The following is a 1,062-nucleotide window of genomic DNA, read 5'->3' on the forward strand; positions in this document are numbered from 1 at the left end:
CTTATACTATATGTGAGTCCCTTTATGCTCCTATCCAGGGTCAAGCCCTTATGGTGGTTTAACGGGATCGTCACCTTTGTTATTTTTATTTTTACATACCTCACCAACTACTATTTACATTTGGTATGCTAATTAATCTGATTTGTGTGATGCTATATTTATTCTAAGCGATTCTTAAAAATGCCTCTGGTCGTTTGATGTCAGAAAGCATTCTAGCTTCATCATAAGGCATATTTCGAGTTACTACAGCGTATATTATTCTTAGAAACTTCCTAGCCAAAGCCATCATAGATTGTCTTCCCTTAAGCTGATTTTTAGGTCTCTCTGTATAATATTTATGCAGTTGCTTAAATCCTTTATTACTTGAAATCATTGTAAATATCGCCTGGTATAAGAACTTCCTCAAGTCACTTCGACCTCGTTTACTGATTGTTGTTTGACCTTTCTTCTTTCCAGAACTACATTCTATTAAAGATAAACCAGCCATCTTTATTAACTGGTCCGCATGTGCGTAATTTCTTATATCACCGAGTTCTGAGATAATACCACTTGCCAAGTTAAGGCCAATACCTTTAATTTCAAGTAACCTTTGAACTTCTGGAAGTGTAGTACAAAGCTTTTCTATTTGGGCTGACAAGTCCTCTAGTTCATGTTTGAATAACTCATATTTATTTAGTAAATGTCGAATCTCAAATGCAGCAAATATATGACCTACGGTAGTTCCTATGCTATTTTTAGCAATATTTACTAATTTAGAAATCTTATTCTTTCCTGCACCTCTTCTTAACTTCTTTGGGAGAGCTTCATATATTATCTCAGCTTTTACTTCACTTATAACACATGGAAATACATAATCTCGTAAGATGCTTATAAATGAATCCGACTCCCAACTTTTGAATACTTTTTGGTACTCTGGAAAGAATCTCGATAACCAATTGTGTATTTGATTCTTACAAGCAATTAAATCTGAATTAAGAATTTCTCTTATTTTCTTAGCATTTCGTAATTCTTCATACACACCAGTTAATAAATTGGGTTCAGAATACCTTGCATCTTTAACTA

The 1,062-nt window shown here is 33.5% G+C and carries 1 protein-coding gene; it reads right to left on the reverse strand.

The annotated features are described in order from the left end of the window. Positions 1-163 precede the first annotated feature (163 nt). Positions 164-1,062, reverse strand: an 899-nt coding sequence (locus tag JF818_RS11935; RefSeq protein WP_198892228.1) for a transposase, incomplete at its 5' end; no start/stop codon positions are given.

The organism is Sphaerochaeta sp. S2, from assembly GCF_016406725.1.
Classification (GTDB): Bacteria; Spirochaetota; Spirochaetia; order Sphaerochaetales; family Sphaerochaetaceae; genus Sphaerochaeta.